The 22,638-nt window shown below is 34.7% G+C and carries 22 protein-coding genes; 2 read left to right on the forward strand and 20 right to left on the reverse strand.

The annotated features are described in order from the left end of the window. Nucleotides 1-69: 69 nt before the first annotated feature. From HN014_RS19130 to hisS, 14 genes are all read right to left on the reverse strand, one after another. Complete coding sequence (locus HN014_RS19130; RefSeq protein WP_176030448.1) at nucleotides 70-1,011, reverse strand: L-histidine N(alpha)-methyltransferase; 942 nt, start codon at nucleotides 1,009-1,011, stop codon at nucleotides 70-72. 2 nt (nucleotides 1,012-1,013) lie between these two features. Continuing rightward, on the reverse strand, nucleotides 1,014-2,171 hold the full coding sequence (gene egtB / locus HN014_RS19135) for an ergothioneine biosynthesis protein EgtB (RefSeq protein ID WP_176031166.1): 1,158 nt from the start codon (nucleotides 2,169-2,171) through the stop codon (nucleotides 1,014-1,016). Then, nucleotides 2,172-3,392: a bifunctional alpha/beta hydrolase/OsmC family protein gene (locus tag HN014_RS19140; protein WP_176030449.1), complete on the reverse strand. Its 1,221-nt coding sequence runs from the start codon at nucleotides 3,390-3,392 to the stop codon at nucleotides 2,172-2,174. 100 nt (nucleotides 3,393-3,492) lie between these two features. Then, the gene (locus HN014_RS19145; protein WP_176030450.1) at nucleotides 3,493-3,777 is read right to left on the reverse strand and encodes a DUF427 domain-containing protein; all 285 of its coding nucleotides are present in this window, start codon (nucleotides 3,775-3,777) and stop codon (nucleotides 3,493-3,495) included. 10 nt (nucleotides 3,778-3,787) lie between these two features. Beyond that, nucleotides 3,788-4,732 carry an aldo/keto reductase gene (locus HN014_RS19150; protein WP_176030451.1) on the reverse strand — a complete coding sequence of 315 codons (945 nt, stop codon included), beginning with the start codon at nucleotides 4,730-4,732 and terminating at the stop codon, nucleotides 3,788-3,790. A 1-nt stretch (nucleotide 4,733) separates the two neighbouring features. After that, nucleotides 4,734-5,201, reverse strand: a complete 468-nt coding sequence (locus HN014_RS19155) for a carboxymuconolactone decarboxylase family protein (RefSeq protein ID WP_176030452.1) — start codon at nucleotides 5,199-5,201, stop codon at nucleotides 4,734-4,736. Further along, nucleotides 5,198-5,455 carry a peptide methionine sulfoxide reductase gene (locus HN014_RS19160; protein ID WP_176030453.1) on the reverse strand — a complete coding sequence of 86 codons (258 nt, stop codon included), beginning with the start codon at nucleotides 5,453-5,455 and terminating at the stop codon, nucleotides 5,198-5,200. Before HN014_RS19160 ends, HN014_RS19155 begins: the two co-directional genes overlap by 4 nt. A gap of 38 nt (nucleotides 5,456-5,493) precedes the next feature. Beyond that, on the reverse strand, nucleotides 5,494-6,009 hold the full coding sequence (locus HN014_RS22670; protein ID WP_254884042.1) for an N-acetyltransferase: 516 nt from the start codon (nucleotides 6,007-6,009) through the stop codon (nucleotides 5,494-5,496). Continuing rightward, the gene (locus HN014_RS19175) at nucleotides 6,006-6,494 is read right to left on the reverse strand and encodes a peroxiredoxin (protein WP_176030454.1); all 489 of its coding nucleotides are present in this window, start codon (nucleotides 6,492-6,494) and stop codon (nucleotides 6,006-6,008) included. The genes HN014_RS22670 and HN014_RS19175 overlap by 4 nt, the downstream gene beginning before the upstream one ends. A gap of 251 nt (nucleotides 6,495-6,745) precedes the next feature. Next, nucleotides 6,746-7,606, reverse strand: a complete 861-nt coding sequence (locus tag HN014_RS19180; RefSeq protein WP_176030455.1) for an AraC family transcriptional regulator — start codon at nucleotides 7,604-7,606, stop codon at nucleotides 6,746-6,748. 398 nt (nucleotides 7,607-8,004) lie between these two features. Beyond that, nucleotides 8,005-8,634, reverse strand: a complete 630-nt coding sequence (locus tag HN014_RS19185; protein WP_176030456.1) for a hypothetical protein — start codon at nucleotides 8,632-8,634, stop codon at nucleotides 8,005-8,007. 99 nt (nucleotides 8,635-8,733) lie between these two features. Then, complete coding sequence (locus HN014_RS19190; protein ID WP_176030457.1) at nucleotides 8,734-10,638, reverse strand: sensor histidine kinase; 1,905 nt, start codon at nucleotides 10,636-10,638, stop codon at nucleotides 8,734-8,736. Between the two features lie 263 nt (nucleotides 10,639-10,901). Next, the gene (locus HN014_RS19195; protein WP_176030458.1) at nucleotides 10,902-11,384 is read right to left on the reverse strand and encodes a hypothetical protein; all 483 of its coding nucleotides are present in this window, start codon (nucleotides 11,382-11,384) and stop codon (nucleotides 10,902-10,904) included. A gap of 97 nt (nucleotides 11,385-11,481) precedes the next feature. Next, nucleotides 11,482-12,861 carry a histidine--tRNA ligase gene (hisS, locus tag HN014_RS19200; RefSeq protein ID WP_176030459.1) on the reverse strand — a complete coding sequence of 460 codons (1,380 nt, stop codon included), beginning with the start codon at nucleotides 12,859-12,861 and terminating at the stop codon, nucleotides 11,482-11,484. A 154-nt stretch (nucleotides 12,862-13,015) separates the two neighbouring features. On the opposite strand from hisS, the gene HN014_RS19205 reads away from it, so the two are divergent. Then, the gene (locus HN014_RS19205) at nucleotides 13,016-14,251 is read left to right on the forward strand and encodes an ABC transporter permease (protein ID WP_176030460.1); all 1,236 of its coding nucleotides are present in this window, start codon (nucleotides 13,016-13,018) and stop codon (nucleotides 14,249-14,251) included. Nucleotides 14,252-14,261: 10 nt separating this feature from the next. Here HN014_RS19205 and HN014_RS19210 read toward each other — a convergent pair whose 3' ends face one another. The 5 genes from HN014_RS19210 to rpsF form a co-directional block, all read right to left on the reverse strand. Continuing rightward, a complete protein-coding gene (locus tag HN014_RS19210; RefSeq protein WP_176031168.1) occupies nucleotides 14,262-14,741 on the reverse strand; it encodes a DUF6495 family protein in 480 nt (159 codons plus the stop codon). An 87-nt stretch (nucleotides 14,742-14,828) separates the two neighbouring features. Beyond that, nucleotides 14,829-18,044 (reverse strand): carboxypeptidase regulatory-like domain-containing protein, encoded by a 3,216-nt coding sequence (locus HN014_RS19215; RefSeq protein WP_176030461.1) that lies wholly within the window; start codon nucleotides 18,042-18,044, stop codon nucleotides 14,829-14,831. A 112-nt stretch (nucleotides 18,045-18,156) separates the two neighbouring features. After that, on the reverse strand, nucleotides 18,157-18,606 hold the full coding sequence (rplI, locus tag HN014_RS19220; RefSeq protein WP_176030462.1) for a 50S ribosomal protein L9: 450 nt from the start codon (nucleotides 18,604-18,606) through the stop codon (nucleotides 18,157-18,159). Between the two features lie 16 nt (nucleotides 18,607-18,622). Further along, the gene (gene rpsR / locus HN014_RS19225) at nucleotides 18,623-18,922 is read right to left on the reverse strand and encodes a 30S ribosomal protein S18 (protein WP_176031169.1); all 300 of its coding nucleotides are present in this window, start codon (nucleotides 18,920-18,922) and stop codon (nucleotides 18,623-18,625) included. Then, on the reverse strand, nucleotides 18,922-19,260 hold the full coding sequence (gene rpsF / locus HN014_RS19230) for a 30S ribosomal protein S6 (protein WP_176030463.1): 339 nt from the start codon (nucleotides 19,258-19,260) through the stop codon (nucleotides 18,922-18,924). Before rpsF ends, rpsR begins: the two co-directional genes overlap by 1 nt. Before the next feature lie 171 nt (nucleotides 19,261-19,431). Between rpsF and HN014_RS19235 the strand changes: the two genes are divergently transcribed. Beyond that, nucleotides 19,432-20,151, forward strand: a complete 720-nt coding sequence (locus HN014_RS19235) for a LytTR family DNA-binding domain-containing protein (protein ID WP_176030464.1) — start codon at nucleotides 19,432-19,434, stop codon at nucleotides 20,149-20,151. An 18-nt stretch (nucleotides 20,152-20,169) separates the two neighbouring features. On the opposite strand, the gene priA is transcribed toward HN014_RS19235, so the two are convergent. Beyond that, nucleotides 20,170-22,623 carry a primosomal protein N' gene (gene priA, locus HN014_RS19240; RefSeq protein WP_176030465.1) on the reverse strand — a complete coding sequence of 818 codons (2,454 nt, stop codon included), beginning with the start codon at nucleotides 22,621-22,623 and terminating at the stop codon, nucleotides 20,170-20,172. Between the last annotated feature and the right edge of the window lie 15 nt (nucleotides 22,624-22,638).

The raw sequence follows: 22,638 nt of genomic DNA on the forward strand, positions 1-22,638 counted from the left end.
AAAATAGATTTCCAACTACGTTTCATTTCTTGTACAATACCTCCTATACTAAGCTCGAGATACCATTTATCATTTAATCAGTAGCGAATCTGAAAAATAATGTTTACAATCCAAAAAATGGGTTCCTACCTTAAACCCTCCATCTGATGCCAGGGCTTCAATTTCCTGAAGATCATATTTCTTGGATAGTTCTGTGTAAATCAACTCATTATAATCAAACTCAAACGTTCTATCTAGTTTTCTGAGGTATATGAGTTGCTTTCTCAAGCTGACTAAATAGCTTCTAACTTCTCCTGTTACCGGATTATAATGACAATAAAAATCAAAATCATCTACCTTAAAATCGCCATCGAATTCTCTATTAATTCTGAGTAATAAATTAATATTAAAACGTCTGGTGATTCCGTAGGAATCATAATAAGCCTTATGGATTGTAACTGGATTCTTCTTTATATCTACTCCGAGTAGCAATGCGTCCTGCGCTTTCATGTTTTCGTGAAACAACTGTAGTAAATCCACAGCGCCTTCTCGTGAGTAGTTTCCGATATTACTCCCTAAAAACAATAACAAACTGGGGATGGAAGTTTGTACATTTTCTCGTCGTAAGATATCAAAATAATCTCCTACTCTGGGGTGAATTGACAGTCCGGGTAATTTCTTGGTCAATTTATCTGTAAGCAAATGAATTGCTTCTTCTGAAATATCAATAGGCACGTAATAAAAGTCTATTTTATTAGCCATCAGATATTCCAACAGTTTAAACGTTTTAAAACCATCTCCTGCTCCCAGCTCTACGATATTAAAAGGTTCTTTAAAATTCACTGCTTCCATTATTTTTGCCGCTTGTAATGATAGTATCTCGAATTCACTATCAGTAAGGTAGTATTCGGGCATCTTCATTATTTCCTGAAAAATGCGGCTTCCCTGATCGTCGTAAAAATATTTGGAGGAAAGGTATTTCTTCCTAGCTGAAAGCCCTTCTATGACTTCTTTTGCAAACGTATTATCCATCTCTATTTTGCTAACCTTATTCCGGAAAACATCCATCGTAATTGGGGGTTGAAAAAGTTTCTATATGTTATTCTGCTGTGATTATCGGAGGTGGCTACAGAGGCTCCTCTAAGTACATGTTGGTTCACCATGAATTTACCATTATATTCGCCTAATGCACCAGCTGCTTTTTTGAAATTTGGATAGGGTAAATAAGCACTCGCTGTCCACTCCCATACTTGACCATATTGCAATTTTGATGCAGCGACCTCCCATTCAAACTCGGTAGGTAATCGCATTTGCTTCCATTCTGCAAAAGCAAATGCTTCGTAATAACTCACATGCATTACCGGAAGGTTCTTATTAATTTTTTCTAATCCCTTTCCATTATAATAATGCCATGTTCCTTTGGTTTTATACCAATACAGGGGTGCTGTAATTTTATTTTTTCTGATAAAGTCCCAGCCATCGGCATGCCATAGATTAAAATCCTCATATCCCCCATCTTCTATAAACTCCAAATACTCTCCATTCGTCACTACTGTTTCCGAAATTAAAAAAGGTTGTATGTAGGTTTTATGAACTCCTAATTCATTGTCAAAACAAAATGTGGATTCTCGATGCCCAATCGTATAGACTCCTTCTTCTATAGCAATTAGTTTTTTTTGTCTCTCTACCTCTGTTAATATTTCAGCTGTCTCATATGAAGGGAAAGTTGGCTGATTTCCCAATATATACTTTATATCATAATGTAGTAATTCCTGATGTTGTTGCTCATGATGAATCCCTATTTCTACAAGGTTGATTATTGTATCATCGGGTGCTTCCTCTAATAACATTTCTACTGCTGTCGTAACATATCTTCTGTATGAATACACCTCTTCGACAGTGGGTCGGGTCATCAATCCCCTATTTGGGCGCAACACCCGCTCTCCTGCATTATTGTAGTAACTGTTAAACAGATACGAATAGTCTTCGTTATACAATGAATATTCCTTTTTATAGGGTACCAATATAAATTGTTCAAAAAACCAGGTAGTATGTGCCAAATGCCATTTCGGAGGTGAAACATCTACAACAGGTTGTACAGAATAGTCTTCGATAGCTAATGGACGGCATATTGCTTCTGTTTTTTTTCTTACTTCAGAAAAAAAACGTTTTATTTCTTTTGATCTCACTATTTATTTCTGAATATCAGTTTCTATAATTACCTCTTTTTGCAGGGTTTTATGTACCGGGCATTTAGAAGCAATTTCTTTCAATTTTTGCTGCTGTTGCTCATCTAAGTTACCAATAAATTTTAATTTTTTAGCTATATGATCAAGATATCCTGCCTGGTCTACATCGATCCCTAATTCATCACTATGCTTTTTGGAATGCGTTATATATACAAATACTTCCTGTAGATCCCATTTCTTTCGCTCTGCATATAATTTTAACGTCATAACAGTACAGGCGGCAAGTCCGGCAGCGAGATATTCATAAGGAGAGGCTCCAAAATCATCTCCTCCTACAGTGGCGGGTTCATCCGCGATAAAGCTATGATTTTTAGTCTGGATCTGAGTGGTAAAATTATTTTCTTTGAGATTCAAGTACCCAACTAATTGCTCTCCTTTGGCGTCTAAGATTGTATTATCCTGCTTAGGAAAATATCGTTGTACCCACGCTCCTATTACATCTCCTACATATATACTATCTTCCTGATTAGTTAGTAAGTGGTCGGCTTTATCCAAAGAGACAAAACTTTTAGGGTGAAAGGCATTAACGAACAATTCATGTGCATTTTCTGCACTAACGATCAGATCATTTGGAGAATGCAAAATCAACAGTGGTTTTCGTAAAGTACTGACTGTGTTTAGCAAATCTGTATTTTCAAAATTTGTTACAAATTCCTCATTAATCACAAATGGTCTTCCTCCAATATTGACTTCTATCGCTCCTTTTTCTTTGATATCCTCTAATTGATGCGAAAAATGCTTTTTAGTATGTGCTACAGAAGCCGGAGCTCCGATAGTCGCAACTGCTTTTACAGCATCTAATCGGGAAGCAGCTTCTATTACTGCTGCTCCTCCCAGTGAATGCCCAATTAATAAAGAAGGGGCTTCATACTGCATACTCATATATTGATGAACAGCAATAAGGTCACTAACATTAGCTGAAAAATGACTTTCGGAAAAGGTTCCTTCACTTCTTCCTAATCCTGTAAAATCAAAGCGCACTACTCCAAATCCATGCGTGGTTAAGGCTCTGCTTATATGTTTTACCGCGCTTAAATTGCTACTACAGGTAAAACAATGTGCAAAAATGGCATACTGATTCGGTTTTTGATTTGCCGGCAGTTCTAAATAAGCATGTAACTCATACCCCTGGGCATTGGATATTTTTAATTTGGTGTTTTTCATAGTAATGAACTTGTTTTTTTACATTGTGTGATTACTCGATCATCGAGCTTTAAATACGCTGAGGTTTGTTCTGTATTTTTACCTATAACTGTTTATTTTTTTAACTTTCCACAACTGCTACTCCCCGCCAAAAGGCAATGTGATTTTTTATGGTTCTGGCTAGTTCTGATGGTTCGCGATAATACCAGGCTGCATCTTTATTAATCTTACCATCTACTTCTATGGTATAATACGATGCTTGCCCCTTCCAGGGACAAACTGTATGTAAAGTACTTTCTTTAAAAAATTCTTTTTTTATACTTTCTTCAGGGAAGTAATGATTTCCTTCTATAACGATGGTTGTATCGCTTTCTGCTATTACTTGATTATTCCAAATTGCTTTCATACTATTCTTTTTAATTCCATTTCATATTTTTTCGTTCCTTCCAATAAAATTGAGGAGAAACTTTAGCTTCTAATAGGGTGTGAATTTCTTCATCGGTCAGATTAAATGTCTCTGCCATTAAGTTTTGAGATACATGTTTTTTCATACTTGCGCCACTTAATACTTTATATGGAGTGAGCATTTGCATACAAAACTGAATCGCTACGGCATCAATCCCTACTTTATAGTTTAATGCGATGCTTTCTAATTTTTTATATAAATCTTGATACGCAGTATATTTATTATTAGGAAACAAGCGCCCATTTGCCAGTGCTTCTTTGATTACTAATTGTTTATTTTCTCTTTCCAGTGTTTTTGCAATTGTACCAATGCTTTGATCTAAAATGTTATATGTGGATTGAAAAACATCAAATAAAGGAATTCCGTTTACTTCTATCGCTAGTGCTTGTGTAATAACAGCTACCTGATTTTCTCCAGTAGTCGTCAATCCAATTCGAATATCGTGTTCTTTTTTCAGCATAGCCAGGCGATTTAATATCTCCTTATTTTCTAATACCTGTGATTCAAAAGTTGCCGAATGAATCTGATACACCGATAAAAAAGGGAACAATTCTTTTGATTTATTCCACTGCTCATTTAATTTATTGAGGCTATGCTCTTTTACTTCATGAATTAAAGCATTAGGATCAAAATTCGCGGTATAAGTATATCCCCATTTGGTCGCTACCTCAATCCCTGGATCATTCTTCTCTTGCAACCAATCGATTAATAATTGTTCTGCCATACCGTATCCTGGAGCCGTATCAAAATAACGTATGCCTTCTTTATAAGCAGCATCTAAAACAGAAAAGGCGTTTTTTTTTAAATGACCAAGCGTAAGGTGCTCTTTTTCTTCTTGTCGTATATTTATGTACTCTGGTCTTCCTAACGCTGCTGTACCTAGTCCGATTTCCATACTACTGTGCTTTTCTATATGGGACAGCTCCTTGCGCTAATTTTAGTCGTGTCCACAGATTCATATTAATCACAATTGCAGCAATCTCTGCTATTTCTACTTCACTAAAATACCCTGTTAATGCATCGTGATATTTTTGAAAGTCAACGGCTGTTCCTTTAGTTAATACATCACAATACCTTAGTGCTGTTTTTTCTTTTTCTGTAAATAACTCACTATTCCACCAGGATGAGATTTGGTCTGTTTTCTCTTCTGAAATACCAATAGACCGGGCTGTTTTGGCGTGTAAAATACTACAATATGCACATTCATTTTTTTGTGCTACCCGTAGTCTAAGCAATTGTGCCAGTTTTTTTTCTACGGTTATGTTAGCGGTATATCCCACTGCTTTTGCCATTTCTTTTGCTAATGCATGAAATGGAGTGATATCCGGATCAAAACGAATATTCTTAAATGAAATTTCACTCATACTATTTGTATATTTTTTAGAAATAAAAGGACTTTTTCCAAAGGCATTTCGCAGGGTTTTATCAGGTCTCTTTTCGTTGTTTGATAATAATTAAGACTTATAAAATCATTCCCCTTTAATTCTCTCGCATATATTTTACTACTTCTTCCATCGTTAAAATCTGTACGAATAATACTGTATTTACGATTCTTATATATCCCGACAGAGTATCCTATCGGGATGTCTTGAATTTTATCTAATATACTATTATTCATAGGGATTCGCATTATTAAAACTTTACTATTCTCAGGAATTACTTATTCATCACAACTCGTTGTATCTTTTTTATAAAAGGACATACTGCTATGGCACAGAGACCTTCCTCTTCTATTTTCTTAAGTGTTTTTTCTACTAAAACACTACCTATACCACGACCTCTAAGGTTATACGGAACTTCTGAATGTGTTAAATACAGCTTATTCTCTTTAGTGTAATACGTTATCCTGGCTATTTCTTCATTAATAGGCAATAAAAACTCCTCATTTTCCTGATCGTGCTGTATCGGAATCAACTGTGGTATTAATTTATAAATCCATTTAATTAATTCGTCTTTATATGGGTTTCGTAATTTTTTACTTCCAATTGTAATTGTCGGATAATTAAGTTTTTTATTTTCATATAGTAGCCTGAGTTCCTTAGCGGCATGTTCATCTTCCTCTACATCCAGGAACAGATAAGGTAGTTTTAATTCTTCTAATATTAATTTATAATAATGTGTTTTATGGCAGTGAGCCGCCCCAAATAATTTTATTAGAGGTATGGCTTTCATTGTATGGTTTTTAGAAAACTAATGGCTGCATCTACATTTAAATGAAAGTCATTAAACACTACTTTGTTTTGTTGATCTATAAAAATAAACCAGGGAGTTCCTCCTATCTTATATGCCCGCATCATATCAGACGTGGAATGCCCATCTGCCCCTGCATCATGCCCAAATGGGATGGATAATTTATACTGCTCTTTTACCTCCAGCATTTTTTCATAAGTATTCTCTTCAAACCCTTCAAAAACAGTTTGAATGGCAATAAAAGCTATGTTATCATTCTCTTTTAAAGCATTTGTCATTTTCTGTAATGCTGGCAATCCACTACTATGACACCCCGGACACCAGCTTTGGAAACAATACAGGACTATAAACCGGTTTTTAAATGCATTGGCATCCAGTTTATCTATAGGTTTTCCATTGGCATCAACCCAGCGGGTAGCATGTAATCCCGGTGCTGTCTTTCCTGCAATACCATATGTATTATTCATAGTACACATCTATTTTTTATTAGGGGAAGATGAAGGTTTATTAACACTCATTATCATCTTCGATAAACGAGTATAAATACTTCGAGGGACCCCTGGATATTACAAATTCATTTTCTACTTAATATCTCTGGTAGTTTTAGATCGAGATAGTTACTACACAAAAATACCTACTTAGCTCTCTTAATACAATGGACATATTTCACTACTTATGGTATATTTTTCCATCCACCGTTCGCTTATGCGATAAAACATCAAGTTCTTTGCGCAGTGATAAACTTCTTGTATTCTTTCTTATATTTTAAAGGAGAGACTCCTGTATGTTTTTTAAAGAACTTAGAAAAATGGGATACATCTATAAATCCCAGTTCTTCTGCAATAACAGAAAGTGTTTTGTCTGAATACATAAGTAATCGCTGTGCTTCGAGGCAGATTCGCTCACTAATCACTTTTAGAGGAGACTTATCATTATACTTGAGAAACAAATTAGAGAGTGATTTGGGAGATTTATTCATTAAAGAAGCATATTCCGATACTTTATGTTTTTCTCTAAAGTGCTTTTCTACCAAGATATTAAAAGCTCGAATAGTATCCAGTTTTTCTTGTTTTAATGCCGGAGCCATCATTGTTTTTCGAGCTAACCTGGTCGCCTTAATTAGCAATCGTTTTAATAATACCAAAAGCATTTCTCCCTGAATATGATCTTTTGTCTCGAATTCTTCTTCCAGAATTACCTGCAATGCCTGAAAGCTTTTTTCTTCTTTTTTATCCAGTGATACGATCAAGGGCAAAGAAGAACCAAAAAATAAAAAACCATTACATGAGACTTCCTGATCATGATCACGAATACAATAAAACTCTCTGTTAAATACATAAACAATAACGCCTTTGGTATATGGTTCTATTGTAATCTTATTAAGAGGCGTACAAAACATGATTTGATTTTTTTTAATGGTCATCATATAACCATCAATCATCATATTTACTTCTCCTTCTCTAGCCCATATGATTTTATAATAAGCTTCTTTATCCAGACGCTCTTCTAAGGTTCCGCAATTAAAATCAGTGATTGTGAATCTTCCTTTATCAAAAAAATTTGTGTATGTATAATTCATTTTTATACGTCTTTCCCTGTTGGTTTGGAGTCGCTAAAGGCATCGGGGGGCTTCCGCAATAGCTTTCTAAAAATAGTTCTTTTTTTACAACTCTCTTTTATAAAAAACAACTCATAAAAAAAGGCTGCTAAGTTGCAGCCTTCTTTTGAACTTCTACTAGTTCAAACATTAAGTTATTTTATGAAAAATGGATAAACCCCTCTATCCATGGGCTAAGATAGCTCTTTCTTTACCTAACTCGGATGCGGTTAAACCTTGATTCTTTTACTGTTACGTTCAATAAAAAGGCTTGTTTTTTTTATAACAAACTAAAAATCTATAACATAAGTATTCCAAATGCTTGTTTTTAAGGATTAAAAAAACATCAATTTTTTAAGAAAAAAAAAGCTATTTATCTTTTAATCAAACAAAAAAATCTTACTTCCCTGAAAAAATGCTATAAATAACAACAGAATTCCTATTACTTTATTCAAGTGTTGGGAGAAAGAAATTCTTTCTCCAAAGTACAAGGCCATTTTACTATACATATAAAGTGTTCCTGTTTTTCCTATATATACTCCAAGACCAAAAAATAACAACAGTAAACTTGCAGTCATCTTATTCAATTCGATAGAAAATGTCTTCATAGAGCTAATAGTAAGTATCCAGAAAAATAAAACGGGAGGGTTAAATACCCCTAAAAGAAAACCTATTAAATACTTGTTTTTAGTAAAAGAGAGATTCCTTCTTTTGGTATGCTGTTTCGTTTTTTTTGTCATAAACAAAAGACCTACAACTAAGAAAACAAATACCAACAGGTAATGTATCCATCTATTCTGATGAATAAACCGATCAATCGTTATATTACAATAAATGGCATAGAAGGCTAATAATAGTTCGGCAACACCTGCTGCTATAATAATTTTGAACGCTTCTTTTTTTCCTTTTTCAATAGTTGTATGTATAACTGACAGGTTTACAGTTCCCAATGGGATAGCACCAAGGATTGTGACTACTATTCCTATTCCCAAATAAATTACAATTTCCATTAATATCTTAGTAGGTCGATGTTGCATAACATTACACCCCTATCCAAAAAAATAAGCTACGAACGGATTATTCGCTGATTATCAGTTGTTTATCTAAGTCTATTTTACCGGAAGTTCTATATCGATCACGGTACCTCTGCCCGGCGTAGAATCAATAAAAATGGTACCGGATAAATCAGACAGACGGTTTTGTATATTTTTAAACCCAATTCCTTTTTTCATGCCTTCTGTATCAAAACCAACCCCATCATCTTCAAAAAGCAATTTTACTGAATCTTCGTATTGATTAAGATAGATATAAATATTGGATGCCTTGGCGTGTTTTAGACAATTGGTCAAAAGCTCCTGAATAATCTTGAACAATTCCTCTTTTAACGTTCCGTCTATCTTATTAATCAATTCTTCGGGATACGGATTAAACTCTATATTTATAGCCACTCCTGCGGTTACATTCTTTATGTATTCTTCTATTAAAACGATTAATGAGTTACGCAAGAATTTTTTAGGGATTAAATTATGCGAAAAATCCCGTACCTGATGATATGTTTCGTCTATTTGCTTGACAATTCCCTCATAACGACTTCCTTTTTCTGTGACATTGGACAATTGCAGTTTTATACTTGCTAAATTTCCTCCAATGCCATCATGAAGTTCTCTGGCTAATCGTTGTCTTTCTTTATCCTGACCTTCTATGGATGCTTTGATTAATTTTAGTTCCTGATCTTTGATCAATCCATTTAGTTTCTGTTTGCTGACCTCTTCCTGTGATTTATTGAGTTCAATTTGCGTTTGTAATTTTTGATAATATGCTATCAATGATATAATAATTGGAATCAGAATGATAAAGAAACCGATGAGAAATGCATTTTTAATGGTTCGCTGTCGTTGAATTTCTGTTTCTTTTAGTAGCTGCTCTTCTTTTAACTCGAAAATTTCCTTTTCTTTTTGAAGGGTTTCGTACTTAACTTCTAATTCCTTAATAAGCTCTTTATTCTGCTTCTTTAAGATTATTTTTGAGTTTTTGACATACTGCGTCATTAAATTGTGTGCATTCTTAAAATCTCCCTGCAACACATATATCGACCGCAATCTATTTATTAGTTTTTGCTGTAACTCCAGACGATTCCATTGGACTGCATTAACATATGCTGTGTTCAAAATCAAAGCTGCTGCTTCGTATTCTTTGTGATAATAATAATAATTCCCAATCTCTAAAACAGCTTCTATATAGATATCAAAAAAACCTTTTTGATGAGAAACCTCTTTTATTTCATTCAGATACAACAACAGTTTTTCCAGGTGACCGTTTAGTACATCTATTTTAGCCAGGTTAAATTTTAATTCGAGCTCTAATTTATCAAATGATGGATTATTTTCTATTTTGTCCAAAACACTGTAGTACAGAAATTTGGCTTCATCAAACTTATTGGTAAGAAAGGCTACATCTGCTTTGTATTTTTCTGAATGGATTTTTACTTTTTTATCTTTTGCATTTTTCAGGCATTCTTCAAACAGAAACAGGGCTTTTTCATATTGTTCCTTATGCATATAAATACGTCCTAATCCCATTTTATGAGTATAGTGCATTGTATTCATGGTAGCGACCGGAGACAGGCTGATTCCTTCTAAATGAAATTTCATCCCCTCTTCATGCATTCCTTTTTCTAAATTCCCTATTCCTATAAAATTATATGCTTTTGCTAAAAATACATTACGCTTTACTGTATCTATCTCCCATTCTTTGATTTCCTGTTTTGCCAGATTGCCATAATAAACAGTAGAATCAGGTTGTCCAAATCGAATATGTCCCTCGGCAATTTGAAACAATACTTCTAAGGTTTCTTCTTTATTATTGCTCTTTTTCAACTTCTTATACAGCTTAGCATCTATTTGGTTAGGAAGTTTTCCGAAAGCTTTAAACCCTATTGTCTGCCCTCTTAATTGCATAAAAGACAATACGTATATGGAGACTAGTAAAATTCTAAAAGACAATGCAATTCTCATCTATAAACAAAACTGTAATTGGATTCATCAAAAGAGGGGTGTAAAAATACTTTAATTTTAAACAATCACAAGAAATCCAAGGCTTTATAATGTTAAACAAAGCCCAATATTTTTCTTATTTTATTATGACATCACTAAAGGATATACTATCTCGAGGGTTCTCTTTAAATGCCTCGTGGACTAGCCCCGGGATAATTTATTCCAATAAAAAACCACCTTACTAAAACTAGTAAGGTGGTTTGTACGAATATTTTAATGAAATTTTAGTTCATTTTTTCTGCCAGTTTTGCTACCTGAGCAGATTTTGCCTGAACATATCTGCTTAGTTTTTCTATATCCTCTCCGGAAAGTTTTGTTATTAACTGACTATACTGTCTTGAAAGATTGCTACTTGCTTCATTTAGCTTTAGAAAGGAGTCCATATCGTGTGCTTCTACTGCTTTTTTGTAATTGGCAATATACGCTTCATAATCTCGTACATATTTTTTTGCCTGACTATCCGTAAATGTAGGAACTCCTGCTATTTTTACTTCTTCTTTTTCTTCTTTTTTAACTGCCTTTTTCTTTTTTGTGACCTTTCTAGGTTTTGGGGTTTTCTTTTTTTCAACAACTTCTTCCTCCGCAACCGCTGTAGTGTCTTGAGTAGTTTCTATTTGCTCTACCTTATCTGTTTTAGGGTCTTTTTTACAAGAAAAAGCTACTAATAAGATTAAACATAAAGCAATACTTGAAATACTAGTTTTCATATAAATAAATTTAGGGTAGTTATACGGTTTTAATTACTCAATAAAGTACCAAATTAACATTTTTAAATAGAAATTGTTGTATTTGCTAAAAACTTTTCTAGAAAAATTCTGTTAATTCATCAAAACTGATCTCATTTTGAGTACCTTCCTCCATATTTTTAATTTTAAAAGTATTGCTTTCCATTTCCGCTGTTCCTGCTAATACTACATAAGGGATTTCTCGTCGATTAGCATAGGTCATTTGCTTTTTCATCTTGGCATTATCCGGATATAGTTCTGCGATTACTCCTTTTTTTCTTAATGCGGTAACTGCTTTTAAACAATACAAAGCTTCTTTATCTCCAAAATTAATAAACAATACAGTAGAAGTAGATACTACTGTATCAGGAAACAACCCTAATTCTTCTAATACCAAATAAATCCTATCAAGACCAAAAGAGATTCCTACTCCACTAACACCTTTTAATCCAAAAATTCCTGTCAGATCATCATATCTACCTCCTCCTCCAATAGATCCCATCTTTACGGTATCCGGTGCTGCCACTTCGAAAATAGCTCCTGTATAATAATTAAGTCCTCTTGCTAATGTCACATCCAGATCTAACAAGCTTGTTTCTAATGGCAGTTCTTTGATTGCCTCCAGCATAAACTCTAATTCTTCTACTCCCTTAATTCCTTCTTCGGAGGTAGCTAGTAATTCTCTTAGTTTTGTTATTTTATCAGAAGCATCTCCTTGTAAGCTAAACAATGGTGTGATTTTCTCAATGGCTTCTGGAGTTATTCCTTTGCTCAGCATTTCTTCTTTTACTCCATCTTCTCCTATTTTATCCAACTTATCCAATGCTACCGTAAAATCGATTAACTTATCACTGGCTCCTATAACTTCTGCAATACCTGATAATATCTTACGGTTGTTTATTTTTATAGTGACTCCCTGTAAATTCAAAGCTGTAAAAGCCGCATCATAAAGCTTAATAAAATTTACTTCCTGCCATAACGAATCACTTCCCACAACATCTGCATCACATTGATAAAACTCTCTGAAACGACCTTTTTGTGGTCTATCAGCTCTCCATACAGGTTGTATCTGATATCTTTTGAAAGGGAATTCTATCTCATTTCTATGTTGCACCACATACCGTGCAAAAGGTACTGTCAGATCATAGCGCAATGCTTTTTCTGAAATGTACTTAGTCAATACAGTACTATCTCTTTTAGTATAATCTTCTTCGCTAACCGCACCTTTTTTAGGATTTAGATAATCTCCACTATTGAGGATTTTGAAAATAAGGCGATCTCCTTCTTCTCCATACTTACCCATCAAGGTCTCACTATTCTCAAAACTAGGTGTCTGAATAGGATTAAAACCATAACGTTTAAACTGTTGCCGGATCGTTTCTATAACATACTCTCTTTTTGCAACTTCTATAGGAGTAAAATCTCTGGTTCCTTTTGGTATTGTTGGTTTTTGTGCCATAATCTAAATTAATACTGCAAATATGAAAAAAATAGAGGATCATACCGAATAAAATATAAAAGAGATTCTAAGAGAATTAAATATTTTTTACACATTTAAGTAACTTTATAGTCATTTTGTAGTCTTATCATACAGAAGTTAATTTACCAGGTATATGTTTACATTATTCAGAGAGAATATCCGTATTGCTTTAGATTCTATAAAAGGTCAATTATTACGTACCATTCTTACCATATTAATCATAGCGATAGGAATTACTGCCCTGGTAGGTATTTTGACCCTGGTTGGTGCTTTGGAAAATACAATTTCTGGAGATTTTGCTTCTATGGGATCCAACACTTTTAGTATCAGGCAGTATGAATTTTCTACAGTTAATAATGGTCAAAGGGAAAAAATAAATCCAATTATCAGCTACAGAAATGTAAAGGAATTTAATGAGACATTTAGTTTTCCTTTTTCCAAAACATCGATCGCTTTTACAGGAACCCGAAAAGCTGAAGTAAAATATGAAAGTAAAAAAACAGATCCGGAAGTTGCTGTACTCGGAGTTAATGAGAATTATTTAGAAAATACCGGAACCAAAATAGACAAAGGAAGGAATTTTACCATTTTTGATATCAACAACAATAATCATGTTTGTATCATTGGTTCTGATTTTAAGAAAGAGCTCTTTAAAAATGTAAGTCCTATCGGAAAAACTATTAGTATCCGGGGAGTGAAGTTTAAAGTTATTGGTATTCTGGAAAGCAAAGGAGCTACCTTTCGAAATAATCAGGATCTGCGAGTATTGATTCCGCTACAAGTAGGACGTTCTATTTTTACACTTCCCAATATCAACTACAACCTCAATATCAAAGTTGATGATAAACAATTTATGGAAGGAGCTCAAGACCATGCTATTCTTACTTTTAGAAATATCAGAGGGTTAAGTCCTGTAGAAGAAAATAATTTTGGTCTCGAAAGAAGTGATGATCTTATCAATAGAATTGCAAGTATCACGTCTTATCTGTATTACGCTGCCTGGATTATTAGTATTATTACCATTTTTGGGTCTTCGATAGCACTGATGAATATTATGTTGGTTTCTGTAACAGAACGAACTCGCGAAATTGGGGTTAGAAAAGCATTAGGCGCCAAGAAAAGCACTATCGCTGAGCAATTTTTTATGGAAACTATTATTATCGGTCAGCTTGGAGGAGTAATTGGTATTATTCTGGGTATTGCTATTGGCGGAGGGATTGCCATGCTTGCCAGTTTTACCTTCTCTACTCCCTGGATCGCTATTATATCTGCTGCAACCATATCGTTTATTATTGCAGTAATATCCGGTCTATATCCAGCAATAAAGGCAGCAAAGCAAGATCCTATCGAATCTTTGAGGTACGAATAGGAGAATGATCTTACGCTCTGGAATGAATTAATTTATCAAAATACCTGAAAAGCGCTCCCTTGGTTATCTGAGCTCCTTCGGAAATCAACTTGAACTTATCCAGATTCTGATCTGCACTGTATGGTTTAGATGCGTCGTAGAATGTTACCTTATCATTTAACAAGTTCTCCCGCAACCAATCATACCCTTCTCGTGTAGTTAAATCAACAATAGGAATATCTACTTTTATGGCGATTAAATACATCTGATCCTCTGCCGTGTGAAATAAATGAATCTGATCTTTAGAAAAGTGCTCTAAATACTGAACATTATTCAACACACCCTCCCAGATCATATCACTAAAAATATCAATCTCTTCTTCTGCTACTTCGGGGGTTTCCTTTTTGATTTTTTCCCACTCTTCTGCTGTAATAGACTGAGTTGCCAAAAAGTTAATAAACTCCTGATGCATTTCTTCCAATTGCTCTTTCGTAAGCCTGATATATTTCATTTTCTGTAAAATTGGTGGCAAAAATAGTAATAAATAAAAAACTGTTCTCATGATGAGAACAGTTTTCTATTATTTATATATAAAATATTAAAATATGTACCTGAGACCGATTTGAGCTTGCCATCTAGAATTCAAACTAAAATCATTTCCATATGTTTTAGTTTGCGTAGTATCAAAAGTATATGTAGGAATACGAGTTGCCTCGTCTACAACTACCCCTACAGGTTGTTGGTTAACCGGTAATTCAATAACACCCCAATCGGAGCTAATCAAGTTTCCAAAATTCAAAATATCAAGACTTAACTGAATTGTATTTGTTTGATTCTTTCCTACAGTAAGGTCATAATCTTGTAAAAATTTCACATCCCATCTGCTTCTCCAGGGGCTTACTATCGCATATTTCCCTGCGTATCGCCCTCTCCTATCTCTCAGGTATTCATCTTGTTGAATAAATAGTTCTAAAGCTTGTCGCTGTGCTTCTTGTTCTGCTGTGGTTGCTCCGCTAAAACGATACGATGTTAACTCATTTGCTGTAGGGATATACAACAAATCATTCAAATCAGATCCATCGTTATTTATATCTCCGGAATACGTGTATGAATACCGCCCACCTTTTGCGTATTCATAAAAGGCTCCAATAGAAGTTCTCCATTGTTTTTTCCCTCCATAATGAAAAACTTTATTTATCTGCCCCACGATCCGGTGTTTATCTCCGTATCTCGAAGCTGAACTGATTGCTTCATTAACATGCCCTAAAGCAGGATTTCTATTATATGCATCACTGGATATCTCTGCTTCTAACGAACTGGCATCTTCCGCTTCTAAAAAATTGTAGGCGATACTGGCAAAAATCCCATTCTCAAAACGCTTCTGTAACTTTAGCGACCAATTAAATGAATATCCTACATCTGTATTCGTAAAAACATACGCATTTGTCTCATCTCCAAATTCATTAACGGCGCGATCCGAATTCAGATAGATCGGTCTGTTATCTGCTCCACTCAAGGTTCCTTTGGGTGTTGACAATCCATAATTACGAACCATTTGTGCATTAATGTCTTTGGTGTAAATAAAATCAGTTGAAGCGACAATTCCATTCTCCATTTTATAATCCACTCCAAAATTACTTCTCCATACCTGAGGAAATTTAAAATCCGGATGAGAGGTAGTATAAAAGAAAAAATTCGGGTTAGCCACCTGATTTCCTATCCATACAAAAGGCAATCTTCCTGTAAAAATTCCTGTTCCTCCTCGTAATTGAATAGTTTTATCACTTCTAACATCGTAATTAAACCCAAAACGTGGGGAAAACAAAATATCTTCTGACGGTAAGTCTAAACTGTTTAATTTTACAGGATCTCCATTTTCATCAAAATAAGTAATATTGGGTTGATAATTTCCATCAGGAAAGGTTCCTCCTGCTGCTCTTTCTATATTTTCTTCTATTTTTTCTTTGGTATCAAAAAATAATGGTTTATCAATCCTGATTCCATAAGTCAGTGTCAATTGATCATCAACTTTCCATTTATCCTGAGCATAAAAAGCTAATTGTCCGACATTGGTTTCTGCCAAAGCCCAACTACCGGCATTATTATTGGTATCAAAAACAGTACGGGCACTTGCCAGGGCAGCCGCTATTGTTCCATTGGTAATTGCTCGTTCGAAACTATTGTCATTCGGGTCAGTTGGATCAATTCGTACTCTGTTAAAGTCCGGAGCAAAAAAACCAACACCTCCATTGGCTCCAAAATAAGAATACAACCCCAAATTAAATGAGTTATCAAATTCGAATTTCTCCAGACTTCCTCCAAAAGTCAGCGTGTGATCTCCTGCTACCAAATTCAAATTATTCGTTAACTGAATTACCTTTTGCTCCAGGCGATTGTGAATAGAAAAAGGCTCATGACCTGCCACAATATAACGAACTCCATCTTTTAATATATTTATAGGAGGTGCGGGTACTGAAAACGGATCTCTTGAATCGTCAAAAAATGTATACCCAACTTGAAACTTATTAGACACTTTTTGCGAAAAATCAGAGTTAAGTTCTAATAAGGCAGAGCTTATTTTGTTATTAATTCTATATCCAGAATTTCTAAATTGTAGGGTTGTCAAATCCGGTCCTCTTCTTCCTCCTGCTTCTGGATGTGCTGGTAAATCTCTGGAAGCATCCAGGAAATTATAAATAAAAGCAAGCCTGTGATTATCATTGATATTCCAATCTAGTTTTAGAATCCCTTTTACTGATTCTGTATCATGCGTATATCCTTCATATCCTCCTGTATCATAGCCTAATTGTGCCAATTGTTCTGACACAAAATCCAAATCTTCTGCGGTGACTCTCGACACATTAGCACCTGTAAGACCTGCTCTGGAGGCTAAAAAATTAGACCCCAGGTCTTCCCTATCATCTTTTTCAAAATTTCCAAAAATAAAAAGCGTATTCTTTATAATTGGTCCTCCGATACTAACTCCATATTGCGCCTGTGATAAATCTGGGACAATAATATCATCTCCTCCTACCTTATCTCCCGTCATATCCTGATTCCTATAAAAACCATATACAGTTCCTTTCCAGTTATTGGTTCCACTTTTGGTAACAGCATTGACAGAAGCCCCGGTAAAACCAGCTTGTGTTACATCATAAGGAGCTGTGGATACCTGAATTTGCTCAATAGCATCTAATGAAATAGGTTGCGCATTTGTTTGTCCTCCTGGTGTGGCTGCATCCAGTCCAAATGGGTTATTAAATATAGAGCCATCCAGGCTAAAATTATTAAATTGATCATTTCGCCCACCAAAAGAACCATTACTAGAAGCAGTAGGTTCTAAGCGATAAAAATCTGCCGCTGATCTTGTAATCGTCGGTAAAGTTTTTAACTCTCTATTCCCAATACTGGTTTCTGCGCCTGTTCGCTCCCTGCTAAATGTAGCACTGTTAGAAGTAGTAATAATTACTTCTTCTAATTCACTACTATCTTCTACTAGAACAGCACTGATATTGTGGGTTTGTCCTAATTGCAGATAGACATTATCAAATATTTTTTTCTTAAATCCTACATAGCTTATCATCACTCTATAGGGACCTCCAATTCTCAGGTTTATCAAATTAAAACGTCCATCAAAATTAGTGACTCCTCCATAAGTAGTACCAGTAGGTCCATGAACTGCTTTAATATTTGCCCCCATAAGAGGCACATTTGCTCCATCATATACAATTCCTGATATATTAGAGGTGGTTACCTGAGCTTTGGTTATACTAAACACTCCCAGTAACATTATCAGTAAGATAGTTTTTCTCATATAAAATGCTTTGTGTTAATTACTTATTATTAAGGTACACAAAAAAAACCGCTCAAATGAGCGGTTTTTTACATTTTTATATGTCAGTTATTAACTAACTGATATCTTTTAGCTACGCCTGAGCGATTACTTCAAAAGAAACTGGAGTTATCACTTCTCTATGGAAACGTACTTTTGCTTCGTACTGTCCAAGACGCTTGATTGTTCCTCCTGGTATTGTAATAAACTTTTTGTCCATTTCGATACCTTCTTTGCTAATTGCTTCAGCTAAATCTGCATTAGATACAGAACCGAATAACTTATCAGCTACCCCAGCTTTTGCTGGTATTTTGATTTCTAAAGCGGTAACTTTAGTAGATAGTTTTTGTGCTTCCTCAACTATTTTCTTTTCTTTAAAAGCACGCTGCTCTAAAGTTACAGATAATACTTTCTTTGCAGAAGGTGTTGCCAATACTGCATATCCCTGAGGAATTAAATAGTTACGTCCATACCCATTTTTCACTTCCACTATATCGTCTGCGAATCCTAGATTCTCAACGTCTTTCTTTAATATAAGTTCCATAATGTTATGACGAATTTTATTTTAATAAATCACCTACATATGGCATTAGTGCCAGGTGACGTGCTCTTTTTACAGCTACACTTACTTTTCTTTGGTATTTTAATGATGTTCCTGTAAGACGACGTGGTAATAATTTTCCTTGCTCGTTTACAAAAGACAATAAAAAGTCAGGATCTTTATAATCGATATACTTGATACCAGATTTTTTGAAACGACAATACTTTTTATTCTTAGTAGTATCTATATTAAGCGGAGTAAGATATCTGATCTCTCCGTCTTTTTTTCCTTTAGCTTGTTGTTCTATCGATGACATAATTAAGCTTTTTGTTTGTTTCTATTTCTTCTTTTTTCAGCCCAAGCAATTGCATGCTTATCTAAACGAACGGTAAGATATCTCATCACGCGCTCATCTCTTCTGAATTCCAACTCTAAAGCGTTGATAGCCTCTCCTGGCACTGTGTATTCGAATAAATGATAAAATCCGCTTTTCTTGTGTTGGATTTCGTACGCTAACTTCTTAAGACCCCAGTCTTCTTTAGCAATCATCTTGGCACCGTTAGAAACAAGAATGTCTTCGTATTTCTTAACTGTTTCCTTTATCTGATCTTCAGATAAAACGGGATTCAAGATGAAAACAGTTTCATAATGATTCATAAAATCTATTTTTAATTTAAAATTGGCTGCAAAATTAGTTCTTTTTTTTCAATTTCACAACCTCTTTTGAATACCTCGATGAAACACCTTTTTTTATCGATCAAGAACCATTTCATTTGTTAAAGAAAGATATATTCCTTAATATTGTACTTTATATATTAATATTCTATAGTGGAACAATTTCAATTAAAATGTGCGGTAGTAGATGACTCCCGCCTTCAGAGACTAGCAATTGTAAAATTGATAGATGAACACCCGTCATTGGAGCTAGTGGCGGAGTGGAATAATGCTATTGAGACTAAAAATGGTTTACTGGATACTCCTGTTGATCTTTTGTTCTTAGATATAGAAATGCCGATACTCACTGGATTTGACCTACTGGATGATCTGGAAAACAAGCCGCATATTATTTTCGTTACCGGAAAAACGAAATATGCTTTTAAGGCATTCGATTATGACGCTATAGATTACTTAAGAAAACCATTGAAAAGAGAACGTTTTAATGCTGCAGTAGACAAAGCGCTAAGCATGTCTAGATTAACCTCTGAGCATGGCGTAGAAGACGATGATTATATTTTTGTGAAAAGTAATCTTAAAAAGCGAAAAATCTATCTAAGCAACTTAAAATACGTGGAGGCTTTAGGAGATTATGTAAAGTTAATTATGGCGGAAGGAGATCCGATTGTTGTATTAGCAACTATGAAATCTTTTGAGGCTGAATTACCTAGTGATCGTTTTCTGAGAATTCATAAGTCTTATATTGTCAATCTAGATAAGGTAGACCGATATAACAGTAGAAATATTGAGATAGAGGATGAGAAAATACCATTGAGCAGACATAAAAAACATTCGCTTATCGAAGCGCTGGACAACAACAATAGCAGCAACTAATTAACGGAAACGATAATTTTAATAATTATCTACATTAATGAGAATTCTAACCCCTGAGAATTCTTTTATACTACTAAAAGAGGTCAATATTTTACCTAATACTTCTTTAGTTTTATCAAGCGATTGTCCCTGAGGTATTTTAATCAATATGTTTTTATGATATTGGTTTCTTATTCTTGATACCGGAGGGAATTCTGGTCCCAACACATGCTGCTTAAAAACATTGCGAAATGATGTAGCCAGCCAGTTTACAGCCTCATCAACTCTATTATAATCCTTGTGCTTTCCTGTAAATTTAATCAATCTATAGAAAGGAGGGTATTTATACTGTTTTCTTTCTTCTATCTGATCTTTAAACATTGCTAAATAATCATTTACAGTAACTTGTTGCAATATCTGATGATATGGATTATACGTTTGTATCAGTACTTTTCCTCGTTTCTGCGTTCTACCAGCCCTCCCAGCAACTTGCTGAATTAATTGATAACTGCGTTCATGCGCTCTAAAGTCTGGAAAATTCAACAGATTATCTGCATTCATCACACCTACCAGTGTAACATTTCTAAAGTCTAATCCCTTGGATAACATTTGGGTTCCTACCAGAATATCAATATCACCATTCTCGAACTTGGTAATAATTTTTTCATACCCGTGTTTACCCCGGGTTGTATCCTGATCCATCCGTCCGATATTTTTATCCGGAAAGAGTTCTTTTAATTCCTTTTCTATTTGCTCAGTTCCAAACCCCTTGGTTGACAATTCTGTACTTCCGCATGCCATACACTTATGCAACATAGCTATAGCATATCCACAATAATGGCATCTCAATTGGTTTTTTCTTTCGTGATATGTCAAACTCACATCGCAGTTTGTACACTGAGGAGCATGCCCACATGTATTACATTCTACCACAGGAGAGTACCCTCTTCTGTTCTGAAATAAAATTACCTGTTCTTCTTCCTTCAAAGCTTCGCGTATGCTTTGCAATAAGGTATCACTAAAATGACCTGTTACTTCTTTTCTTTTGTATTTTGTTTTTAAATCCACCAAATTAATTTCCGGCATCAATACATTCCCATGTCTTCTCATTAGCTCTACCAAACCATATTTCCCATTACGGGCATTGAAATAGCTTTCTATTGCAGGGGTCGCAGATCCTAACAAGACTTTCCCTCTGAACAATTTAGACAATACAATAGCAGTATCTCTAGCATGATATCTGGGTGCAGGGTCATACTGCTTAAAACTTCCTTCGTGTTCTTCATCTACAATGACCAACCCTAAATCTGTAAACGGAAGAAAAATTGAGGACCGTGCTCCTATAACGATTTGAGCTTTCTCCTTATTTGCTTTTACATTATTCCAGGCTTCCACCCGTTCATTAACAGAATACTTAGAATGATAGACTGTTAACCGCTCCCCAAAATAGGCTTGCAATCTGACAATCAACTGTGTCGTCAGTGCAATCTCCGGTAGCAAGTACAGCACTTGTTTGTTTTGTGCAAGCGTTGCTTCTATTAATTTTACATAAATCTCTGTTTTTCCTGAAGATGTTACCCCATGAAGCAGACAAACATCTTTTTCTTCAAAAACATATTTTATTTCTGCCAACGCTTTTTCTTGAAATTCATTTAGTTTTTTACTTGTTGCTGCCTCTCCTCCATTATACTGTATCCGATCGGATTGCAACTCATATACTACTAAGATCTCTTTAGCTATTAAAGAGTTTACAACTGCAGTACTGGTTCCTGAAATTTTGATCAAATCAGAAACTCTAATTTCTTTTTGGGATTTTGACTGTAGCATGAAAACATGCATTAATACCTCCTTTTGCTTGGGAGCTCTGGTGAGTGAGGTTAATAATTCTTGTAATGCAGTTTCTTCTTGATACTGCTCATGAATCGAAACACAACGTACTATTTTTGGTTTGTATTGTTCGTAAATTTCTTCTTCTACAGTTATAACCTCTTTCTCTAGCAGTCGCTTTATAAGTGGCAAAACTGTTTTCTTTCCTACGATCTTAGCTATTTCATGAATTCTTAAAACACTTTGGTATTGCAGGGCTTCAAATACTAAAAACTCATCATCCTTTAGTGTAGTTTCTATGATTTCAGAATTTTCTTTTTTATGAACTATTGTTTCACTTTCCAACAAAAAGGCGCTTGGCAATGCAGCTCTCATTACTTCTCCCTTAGCACACATATAATACGCAGCAATCCAATCCCATAATGCTAATTGCTCAGTTGTAACAATCGGTTCTTCATCCAGGATATGTTCGATATCTTTTGCTTCATATACCACTGGTGCTTCTCTATGAACCCTTTCCACCAAGGCTGCATACACTTTTGTTTTTCCAAACTGCACAGCAACACGCATTCCTGGTTGCAAAAAAACTGCTTCTTCTTTATTAATTTGATACGTAAACGATTTTTGAAGAGGAATTGGAAGAATTACATCTATAAAATACGACATTAACAGCAGGTATCT

This window comes from Aquimarina sp. TRL1 (assembly GCF_013365535.1).
In the GTDB taxonomy this organism is placed as follows: Bacteria; Bacteroidota; Bacteroidia; order Flavobacteriales; family Flavobacteriaceae; genus Aquimarina; species Aquimarina hainanensis.

Excerpts from the sequence above, each read along its gene's own strand:
- HN014_RS19190 (WP_176030457.1), bottom strand. The coding sequence starts at position 10,638 with ATGAGAATTGCATTGTCTTTTAGAATTTTACTAGTCTCCATATACGTA.
- HN014_RS19150 (WP_176030451.1), bottom strand. The coding sequence starts at position 4,732 with ATGGAAATCGGACTAGGTACAGCAGCGTTAGGAAGACCAGAGTACATA.
- HN014_RS19175 (WP_176030454.1), bottom strand. The coding sequence starts at position 6,494 with ATGAATAATACATATGGTATTGCAGGAAAGACAGCACCGGGATTACAT.
- rplI (WP_176030462.1), bottom strand. The coding sequence starts at position 18,606 with ATGGAACTTATATTAAAGAAAGACGTTGAGAATCTAGGATTCGCAGAC.
- HN014_RS19140 (WP_176030449.1), bottom strand. The coding sequence starts at position 3,392 with ATGAAAAACACCAAATTAAAAATATCCAATGCCCAGGGGTATGAGTTA.
- HN014_RS19155 (WP_176030452.1), bottom strand. The coding sequence starts at position 5,201 with ATGAGTGAAATTTCATTTAAGAATATTCGTTTTGATCCGGATATCACT.
- HN014_RS19160 (WP_176030453.1), bottom strand. The coding sequence starts at position 5,455 with ATGAATAATAGTATATTAGATAAAATTCAAGACATCCCGATAGGATAC.
- HN014_RS22670 (WP_254884042.1), bottom strand. The coding sequence starts at position 6,009 with ATGAAAGCCATACCTCTAATAAAATTATTTGGGGCGGCTCACTGCCAT.
- HN014_RS19205 (WP_176030460.1), top strand. The coding sequence starts at position 13,016 with ATGTTTACATTATTCAGAGAGAATATCCGTATTGCTTTAGATTCTATA.
- HN014_RS19210 (WP_176031168.1), bottom strand. The coding sequence starts at position 14,741 with ATGAAATATATCAGGCTTACGAAAGAGCAATTGGAAGAAATGCATCAG.
- priA (WP_176030465.1), bottom strand. The coding sequence starts at position 22,623 with ATGTCGTATTTTATAGATGTAATTCTTCCAATTCCTCTTCAAAAATCG.
- HN014_RS19215 (WP_176030461.1), bottom strand. The coding sequence starts at position 18,044 with ATGAGAAAAACTATCTTACTGATAATGTTACTGGGAGTGTTTAGTATA.
- HN014_RS19130 (WP_176030448.1), bottom strand. The coding sequence starts at position 1,011 with ATGGATAATACGTTTGCAAAAGAAGTCATAGAAGGGCTTTCAGCTAGG.
- HN014_RS19185 (WP_176030456.1), bottom strand. The coding sequence starts at position 8,634 with ATGGAAATTGTAATTTATTTGGGAATAGGAATAGTAGTCACAATCCTT.
- HN014_RS19180 (WP_176030455.1), bottom strand. The coding sequence starts at position 7,606 with ATGAATTATACATACACAAATTTTTTTGATAAAGGAAGATTCACAATC.
- hisS (WP_176030459.1), bottom strand. The coding sequence starts at position 12,861 with ATGGCACAAAAACCAACAATACCAAAAGGAACCAGAGATTTTACTCCT.
- HN014_RS19195 (WP_176030458.1), bottom strand. The coding sequence starts at position 11,384 with ATGAAAACTAGTATTTCAAGTATTGCTTTATGTTTAATCTTATTAGTA.
- HN014_RS19145 (WP_176030450.1), bottom strand. The coding sequence starts at position 3,777 with ATGAAAGCAATTTGGAATAATCAAGTAATAGCAGAAAGCGATACAACC.
- rpsF (WP_176030463.1), bottom strand. The coding sequence starts at position 19,260 with ATGAATCATTATGAAACTGTTTTCATCTTGAATCCCGTTTTATCTGAA.